This window comes from Arthrobacter sp. YD2 (assembly GCF_030410475.1).
Lineage (GTDB): Bacteria > Actinomycetota > Actinomycetes > Actinomycetales > Micrococcaceae > Arthrobacter_B > Arthrobacter_B zhangbolii.
Genome location: NZ_JAUHHB010000001.1, coordinates 437,440 through 444,386 on the forward strand (window position 1 = coordinate 437,440; position 6,947 = coordinate 444,386).

Below are 6,947 nucleotides of genomic sequence, written 5' to 3' on the forward strand. Positions count from 1 at the left end.
CATAATGGACTCGAGCACCGATTATCTACGAGTAGCTATCCGTCCTGAGCAGCATTCCGACGCAATCCTGTGGTCCATCCTGACCATTGAGCCGGACCGCGATGATGTGGGCGACGATATAGTCCGCCACATTATCGCTCCTCTTTCTTCCCAGCTGCGGGCCGGGGAAGGGGGCCGCTTTCGGTTTTCCCGGAGCCTGGAATCCGACCGCTATGCCGTGCATCTGCACTTGAATGCACCGGAACGCGTGATCGAACGCGTGTGGAAGTTCGCGCACGCGCTGGCTGACGAAAATGTTTGCACGGTGGGTGCCCTCAAGCTCTCGCATTCGCCAGGCGTTATTTATCCACCACCTTCGGGCGAACCGGTACCCGAGCTGTTGGAGGCGCCGCTTGCGCGTTTTGGCGGATTCAAGGGCTTGGAACTGTTGGCTGAGATTTCCGAGGTCTCATCGGACCTGGCGTTGTGGGCGGTCGACCGCTTTCCCAGCCTGAAGATGCGTTCGATGGTGGCGGCCCTGCTTCTCTTCGATACGGCTCATGCCATGATGCGAGGACCCCGCTCCGCTGTTTGGGCTGACCGCAGAACCACCAGCTGGGAGTACTTCTGGAATGCCCATCTGCATGCCTGCACCGGTTCGCTGGGCCCGCACTCCGCGCAGGTGCGCAGCGCAATGATCGCTCAGATGGCACCCCGGGTTGTTCCCGTCCACAGAATCATGGCCGCGTTGGCCGCAGAGCCGGCGGTGGAGATCTGGCGGAAGCGCTGGGCCCGGGCCGTTGATGAGTATTTATACCGGGCAGACAAGCAACGTATTAGCCGCAGTGCGCAGCAGCTGGCCACGCGGGCAAGCCAGCTGTCCCTGAACCGACTGGGCTTCTCGCTCAGGGACCAGGCGGTCCTGGGGCTCTACGCGCGTGCCTGGAGCAAGGACATCGAGTCGCAGTACTTGGGAGAGGACCGCTCGTCGCAGCCGTCAAAGCGCTAATAAACGACGACGGCAGGCCCCCGCATTCCGCGGCAGGCCTGCCGTCGTCGTTTGTTTCAGCCGGGAAACCGGAGCGAGCACCGGGTAGTCCGTGTAGCACGCGGCCAGGTCTTTGACCTCGGGCTTCCCCTCAGGGACGTGGCGGAAAAATACCGAGCCATGGATCAACGCAGGGCGGAGAAGGTATTGCCGGCTCCGTAATCATCCTCAGTGCCGCCCAGTTGCCGTCGCCTCTATTGTGCGGCGGAGATCTGCAGGACACTGAAGGTATTGGCCGCAGGAGTGCGGCGCCGGATACGCAGCGGCTGCCCAGCCGCGGGATGCCGCTGCATCAGCCCTCTGACGAGGAAGAACAGGCGAACACCGTACCCCCGGAAAGGCATTCCTATGAGACTTCCCTCTCTTGCCCGGCGGGCTTTCTCCGCACTTCTAGCCGTCTGCATTCTGGCCCTGGCGACGGGGTCGGCTGCATTCGCCGTGTCCCCGGGTTCCAGCCCGCAGTCCGCGCCCTTTGCCGTGGTGAATGACGGCTCCGGTCCGCAGTTCTACAGCGGAGTGAACATCGACGTCCAGGATGACGTGTCCGGTGACGTGTACGTCTCCGGGCAGAGCGTCACCATCAGCGGAAATGTCACGGGGGACGTGATCGCGGCAGCCCAAACGATTTCCATTACCGGCAACGTCGACGGAAACGTCCGGCTCGCCGGGCAGGACGTGACCATCAGCGGTGAGGTTGCGCGCAGCGGAACAATCTTCGCGGCAACCCTCACCATTACTGATGCCGGGTCATTCGGGGACGACCTGGTGGGCGCCGCGGGTGACATCGCCATCTCCGGTGCGATCGGCCGGGACGTCGAGGTCGGCGTCGGAAACCTCACCATCAACGGCACGGTCGGGGGCAACCTCACGTACAACTCCGACCAGGAGGCAAACATCGCCGCGGATGCGGTCAGCGGCAACGTGGAGCGCATCGCCCCGGAGCCCGAGCAGGAGCCCACGGCGGGGGAGAAGTTCGTTGGCTGGCTGCTCGGGCTGCTGTATGCGCTGGTTGCGCTGAGCCTTATCACCGTGCTCGCGGGCTGGCTCTTCCCCCGTTTGCTGCACCGGGTGACCGACAGGCTCCTGCCCCGGCCATGGCTGGCGCTGCTGGTCGGTTTTGTGGCATCAATCGCCGTTCCGCTGGTGGTGGTGCTCCTTCTGGCCACGGTCATCGGGGCGCCCCTGGCCCTGGCGGTCCTGTTGGTCTGGATAACGCTGACGCTCGCCACCTTTGTTTTCGGTGCCTATTTCATTGGCCGGCTCATTTTCCGCGGCAACCAGCATCCGGTGGTGAAGGCGCTGGTCGGAGGGCTGATTCTTATTGTCGCGCTGCATATTCCGTGGCTGAACATCATCGTCTGGCTGGCCATGGTGTTTCTTGGACTGGGTGCCCAGCTGCTGGCAATCTACGACCGGCGTCCCTGGCGGCGGGTTCCGCCCGTATCCGGTGTTGCCGGCGCCTCCGCTGTTTCCGGCGCCTCAGGCGTCGAACAGCGAAGGGGCGACGGCGGGGACCAGCCCCCAGCCGTCGACTCCAACTGACCCGGTGACACGACGGCAGGCCTCCCGCATCAGCGGAAGGCCTGCCGTCGTCGTTAGTAATTCAGATTAGGAAGCGACGGGCTCCAGCACCGGGTAGTCCGTGTAGCCGGCGGCGCCGTCGGTGTAACGGCCAGGATCGTCGAGCCCAATCTCCTGACGAGGTGGTCGACTCGGTGCCTCTATTGTTTCTCGGTGACAGGGCCGCCTGCATCGAATGTGCTTTGGAAGACCTTCCAATTTCCGTTGTCCAGGAGCATCACTGCGTAATGGCTATAGGAACGCAGTGCCGTCCGGCCGTCCACAAGGGGAATTTCATAGTCGATGGTGGAGTATATTCCGATCACCTTAACGTTCTCGGCGGGGTTGGCAAACGGAAAAACGTCATCCACCTTCTCAATACGCGGAACGAGATCCACCTTGTCCCCCTGCCGATACGGCGTGGCACTGGACTCGTCACCAACGGTGATCCATAGGGCAGGCCGGCCGTCCAGCTGGGGCCAAGCCTCCAGTCGGTCCTGGCGTTGGCCGGCAGCAGCCGGATCCGCACTGCTCTTGGCCGCCACCATTCCCAAATGGAAGGGGTACCACAGGGAATCCACTCCTTCCGGGAAGGGTGCCTCGGTTCCCTCCCTCTCCACGCTCTTTGCGAAGTCAAGCGCTGTCTGCCCACGGGCTAGAAGGTCGCTTTCGAGAATGTTTGAGGCTGCGAAGTGCTTCGCGTCCTCAAGGCTGGATTGAATCTTGTCGCTATCCGGACCTCCGAGGAAAACGTTCCGTTCGTTTTCGACCCACTTCCACTGCAAGTAGGCGTCGATGGCATCAGCGGCATCCGAAGCCTGCTCGGACCGGAGGTTCCACTCGATGCCGTGCGAGGCGGGATCGGCTGCGATTTGGGACGGATCGAGGCCAAACGGCTTCTCCGGGATGCGGGCAAGGGCATCCGGAAGGTCAGATGGAGTTGCCGACGCTGACGCTGTCGCCGATGCCGTCGATTTTGATGCGGGGACCGCATCTCCTCCAGCGCATCCCGCCAAACTTACGAGAACGGCCATTGACGCAGCGACCCGTACGGAAATCTTCAATTGTTCCCCCATGTTAGAAACCTGAGTCAACGCGACCCGGGAACGAGTGTATATGTCCGCATAGAAGTTCCTGTTATGCAGTCTCTAAGCCGGTGACCGGGCGCCCGGCATACCCCACCAAGCAGTTCGGCATCCGGGTATTTACCTGCACATCGGTCTGGGTAACGTGCTGCTGCCCGCAGAAAACGACGGCAGGCCCCGCATCAGCGGAAGGCCTGCCGTCGTCGTTCGGTTGGACTAGGAAACCGGCTCGAGCACCGGGTAGTCCGTGTAGCCGGCGGCGCCGTCGGTGTAGACGGTGGCCTGGTCGATCTCGTTCAGCGGGTGGTCCTCCTGCCAGCGGCGGGCCAGGTCCGGGTTGGCGATCACGGGGCGGCCGACGACGACGGCGTCGGCCAGGTCCTCCTCGAGCAGCATGATCGCGTCCTCTCGGCTGGTGACCGTGCCAAAGCCGGTGTTCATCAGCACCGGGCCGCCGAAGCGGTGGCGCAGGTCCTGAACCATCTCGTCAGCCGGGTCGGCATGCAGGATGGACAGGTAGGCCGGCTTCAGATCGGCGATGCCGTCCACCAGGGCGGTGTAGGTGGCGGTCACGTCGGCGCGGTCGGTCTCCAGCACGCCCTGGATGTTGTGCTCCGGGGAGATGCGGATGCCGGTGTGCTCGGCGCCGACGGCCTCGGCGACGGCGCGGAAGGTCTCGATGACCATCCGGGCGCGGTTTTCCGGGGAGCCGCCGTAGTTATCCGTGCGGGTGTTGGAGACGGGGGAGAGGAATTCCTGCAGCAGGTAGCCGTTGGCACCGTGCAGCTCGACGCCGTCGAACCCGGCCTTCATCGCGTTCTGCGCGGCGGAGACGAAGTCCTGCACGACGCCGGGGAGTTCGGCCTCGGTGAGGGCGTGCGGCACCGGGAAGGGCTGCTTGCCGTCGTAGGTGTGGGCCATGCCCTCGACGGCGATGGCGCTGGGGGCCTGCGGCTGGCGGCCGCCGTTGATGTTCTCGTGCGCGACGCGTCCGGAGTGCATCAGCTGGGCGACGATCCGGCCGCCGGCCTCGTGCACGGCGTCGGTGACGCGCTTCCAGCCGGCCACGTGCTCCTCTGTGACCAGGCCGGGCATCAGGGCGTTGCCCTGGCCGGTGAAGGAGGGGTAGATGCCGTCACTGACGATCAGGCCCATGGAGGCGCGCTGGCGGTAGTGCTCGACCATGATGTCGGTGGGCACGCCGCTGCGGTCGGCGCGCACGCGGGACATCGGTGCCATGACGAGGCGGTTGGGCAGTTCCATGGTGCCGACGGCGAGGGGGGTGAAGAGTTTCAAGTGGTGGTTCCTTCTGTTGCGTGTGCAGGGGAGGTGAATGCTCCCAACCAGCGAATCTGTCTATGCACCAACAACCGCTAGGGATGGGGGAGATATTCCGCTGACGTTGCACATCACACTCAGGAGGCCTGGGGCACCAACGGCAGAGAGCTGCCGTTTCGCATAGTTAGATCATCTCTAGCCACTGCTTGTTTTCATTCCGAATGAACCCTGTCGTAGGCTGCCCGGATGGGGAAATATGCAAAATCGTGCGTAGTTTTATTTGGACTCTGCGCGACTCTGGTCGTCACTGGTTGCGAAAGTGATGTCGCAGACACTGTGGTATCTCATGCTTGTACACAGGCATTTGAAGAACTTCGCCAAATATCTGACGCTATGTATGCAGCCGAAGCAGAGGGAAAGACTTTTACTGACGCTCAGTGGAACTCGATAGACGTCGCACCTCTGCAATCATGCACATCAGCGGATGAGTGGCTAGCCGCCGGAAAGCAGAATCCTGGTGCTTTAGGGTTCACCCATCCGGATGCAATTGATGAAACAGTGCTAGGCGTCTTCTGCTATGGCGATGATGTCACGAGCACACCAGTCTGCGTTGATGCGGCTGCGAAGGGCATCAAGGCTCCGTGACCAGCAGGTAGAGCTCTCATGAAAATAAAAGCTCATCCCGGCCCGGGCTCCCGTCTAGCCCGGCTACAGACAGCACCCTCATCTAGACGATCAGTAAATGGGCCTCCGAAGTTGATTGCTACGAGCGTGCAGGGCCGCAACTGAGACCCAAAACGTCTTCCCAAAGGGAAACCCACCGTATTGCGAGAGGACTGCGAAGAACAGGTAGAGTCCCGTCACCTGGGATGGATCAGCAGGAGCATCATCGAGGTGCAAAGCTGACATATGCGCTGTTATCGGCGTTCCTGATTGTGTGTCATATGTCTCTAGTAGGTAGCTACACGGGCCGCCCTACCCACTGAAGCGCGCTGCATTCCCAAAGTTGGCCCGCAGCCTCACCGCTACAAGCTGGATCTAGCAGCTTCGCGACAAGTTCAGCCGCGGACTCGAAGGTTGTAAATTCGCCACACGCCCGAACGCCTCGGGCAATCGTCGAGTACTGAGTCCGCCACTCCAGGGGCGGATCAAACGAGGGAGTATTATCTAATTTTCGGACAGTCCACTCTGACCTTATGGCATTGATTAGATCTGAACCCTGCATGTTTTGCGTGCGGGCGAAGACAACCAAATCAACTAGATCACGTACGCGGCTGGACCTTTCGTGTGCGTAACCGTAACGGGCCTGGGTGGCGCAGAGCTTATCAGCGACATGATCGACAACGGGGTAAAGCAGTATTTTTGCAGGCTTTAGGCCTTCGATCTCGAGTATCTGACTGAGGCTCTCTTCCGGGTCTGTGGTCATGATCGACCCAACTACCAAATCGACTTTTACGTATTGGACTTTCTGGCTCCCGCAATACGCATCGAACGTTACCCTTAGTCCTTCGACGTCGGGCTGATCTGCGCCTTTTCCTGCGTTTACCTTCTTGGTCGGCTCAAACCGGAAGTGATCGCCCAGGTCAACCTTCGACGCTGCAATTAGCTCGTCATAGACCGTTCCCAAATCCTCAAGTCGACCAAGTAGATCAACGTCCTGGGTGGTGCGAGCGTCGCTAACCCTGGCAAGAACCGCGTTTCCTCCTTTGAGTACCCATCCTCCTGGTCCGGCAAAGATCCGGGCGAGAAACCTTTCGTGGACGAACCGACTTGTAAAGGCAGCAACGGTACCCCCATCCCTCTTCGCGGTGGTTCTCGCGTGTTCGGTAACAGCGCGCCAGAAACCCTGCGCCGTCCGATACGAATCTGGGGATTTCACTTATCATCTTCCGGTGCTCGTTGTTCTTTGGCGTTCTGCTGCTTTGTATTTGTGAGCTTCCCGGCACTCTGACCTTCATATTCCCTCATGTTTTTGATCGCCTCCATGACTCCGCTGT

Annotated in this window: 6 protein-coding genes; 3 read left to right on the forward strand and 3 right to left on the reverse strand. The window is 61.2% G+C overall.

Features of this window, described 5'->3' with window-relative positions; all coding sequences use genetic code 11:
- Positions 1 to 4: 4 nt before the first annotated feature.
- Together QWJ37_RS02200 and QWJ37_RS02205 are read left to right on the forward strand one after the other, a co-directional pair.
- Positions 5 to 988, forward strand: a complete 984-nt coding sequence (locus QWJ37_RS02200; RefSeq protein ID WP_290243768.1) for a lantibiotic dehydratase C-terminal domain-containing protein — start codon at positions 5 to 7, stop codon at positions 986 to 988.
- Between the two features lie 387 nt (positions 989 to 1,375).
- Positions 1,376 to 2,569 carry a hypothetical protein gene (locus QWJ37_RS02205; RefSeq protein ID WP_290243770.1) on the forward strand — a complete coding sequence of 398 codons (1,194 nt, stop codon included), beginning with the start codon at positions 1,376 to 1,378 and terminating at the stop codon, positions 2,567 to 2,569.
- A gap of 179 nt (positions 2,570 to 2,748) precedes the next feature.
- Here QWJ37_RS02205 and QWJ37_RS02210 read toward each other — a convergent pair whose 3' ends face one another.
- The gene (locus QWJ37_RS02210; RefSeq protein ID WP_290243772.1) at positions 2,749 to 3,663 is read right to left on the reverse strand and encodes a hypothetical protein; all 915 of its coding nucleotides are present in this window, start codon (positions 3,661 to 3,663) and stop codon (positions 2,749 to 2,751) included.
- Positions 3,664 to 3,888: 225 nt separating this feature from the next.
- The gene (locus QWJ37_RS02215) at positions 3,889 to 4,968 is read right to left on the reverse strand and encodes an alkene reductase (protein ID WP_290243774.1); all 1,080 of its coding nucleotides are present in this window, start codon (positions 4,966 to 4,968) and stop codon (positions 3,889 to 3,891) included.
- Between the two features lie 228 nt (positions 4,969 to 5,196).
- Between QWJ37_RS02215 and QWJ37_RS02220 the strand changes: the two genes are divergently transcribed.
- The gene (locus tag QWJ37_RS02220; RefSeq protein ID WP_290243776.1) at positions 5,197 to 5,595 is read left to right on the forward strand and encodes a hypothetical protein; all 399 of its coding nucleotides are present in this window, start codon (positions 5,197 to 5,199) and stop codon (positions 5,593 to 5,595) included.
- Between the two features lie 316 nt (positions 5,596 to 5,911).
- On the opposite strand, the gene QWJ37_RS02225 is transcribed toward QWJ37_RS02220, so the two are convergent.
- A complete protein-coding gene (locus QWJ37_RS02225; RefSeq protein WP_290243778.1) occupies positions 5,912 to 6,829 on the reverse strand; it encodes a nucleotidyl transferase AbiEii/AbiGii toxin family protein in 918 nt (305 codons plus the stop codon).
- Between the last annotated feature and the right edge of the window lie 118 nt (positions 6,830 to 6,947).

What these genes read in the sequence shown, in the direction of transcription:
- QWJ37_RS02200 (WP_290243768.1), top strand. Translation starts at nt 5, where the DNA reads ATGGACTCGAGCACCGATTATCTACGAGTAGCTATCCGTCCTGAGCAG.
- QWJ37_RS02205 (WP_290243770.1), top strand. Translation starts at nt 1,376, where the DNA reads ATGAGACTTCCCTCTCTTGCCCGGCGGGCTTTCTCCGCACTTCTAGCC.
- QWJ37_RS02210 (WP_290243772.1), bottom strand. Translation starts at nt 3,663, where the DNA reads ATGGGGGAACAATTGAAGATTTCCGTACGGGTCGCTGCGTCAATGGCC.
- QWJ37_RS02220 (WP_290243776.1), top strand. Translation starts at nt 5,197, where the DNA reads ATGGGGAAATATGCAAAATCGTGCGTAGTTTTATTTGGACTCTGCGCG.